Origin of the sequence: Paraburkholderia ultramafica (assembly GCF_902859915.1) — a bacterium.
GTDB lineage: Bacteria > Pseudomonadota > Gammaproteobacteria > Burkholderiales > Burkholderiaceae > Paraburkholderia > Paraburkholderia ultramafica.
This window is the reverse complement of sequence record NZ_CADIKK010000147.1, coordinates 1-949: the sequence shown is the minus strand read 5'-3', so window position 1 is coordinate 949 and position 949 is coordinate 1. Positions and strand designations below refer to the sequence as shown.

General features: G+C 67.0%; 1 protein-coding gene. It reads left to right on the top strand.

Going from position 1 to position 949, the window contains the following annotated elements:
* Nucleotides 1–949: serine/threonine-protein kinase (locus HV744_RS36600; protein ID WP_175154090.1), on the top strand; the 949-nt coding region annotated here is incomplete at both ends.

Below are 949 nucleotides of genomic sequence, written 5' to 3'. Positions count from 1 at the left end.
TGCGCGAAGACGGCCGGACCCTGCTGGTGCTCGAGGATCCGGGCGGTGAGCCGCTCGCGCGGCTGCTCGGCGCGCCCATGGAGCTGGACAGCGTCTTGCGCCTCGCCGCCGGCGTCGCCGCGGCGCTGGGCAAGCTCCACCAGCGCGGACTCGTCCATAAGGATCTCAAGCCCACCCATATCCTCGTGAACTGCGTTGACGGGCACGTGCGGCTCACCGGCTTCGGCATTGCCTCGCGGCTGCCGCGCGAGCGACAGGCTCCGGAGCCGCCTGAAACCATCGCCGGCACCCTTGCCTACATGGCGCCCGAGCAGACCGGCCGGATGAACCGCTCGATCGATTCGCGCAGCGACCTCTATTCGTTCGGCGTCACGCTTTATCAGATGCTCACCGGGACACTGCCCTTTACGGCCGCCGACCCGATGGAATGGGTGCACTGCCATATCGCCAGAACGCCGGTGCCACCCGGCGAGCGGTTGACCACCATTCCCCCTCCGGTCTCGCAGATCGTCATGAAGCTGCTCGCCAAGACGGCCGAGGCGCGCTATCAGACCGCCGCCGGTGTCGAACGCGATCTGCGACACTGCCTGGCCGATTGGCAACGTCGGCATCACATCAATGCTTTCCCGCTGGGCGAACATGACATGCCCGACCGCCTGCTGATTCCGGAGAAACTGTACGGGCGGGAGCGCGAGGTCGGTACTCTGCTCGCGGCGTTCGACCGCGTGGTCAGGAGCGGCGTGCCGGAGCTGGTGCTGGTCTCCGGCTATTCCGGCATCGGCAAATCAGCGGTCGTCAACGAGCTGCACAAGGTGCTGGTGCCACCGCGCGGGCTCTTCGCCTCCGGCAAGTTCGACCAGTACAAGCGCGACATCCCCTATTCCACGCTGGTGCAGGCTTTCCAGAGCCTGGTGCGGCAGCTGCTCGGCAAGCGCGACGCTGAGCTGGC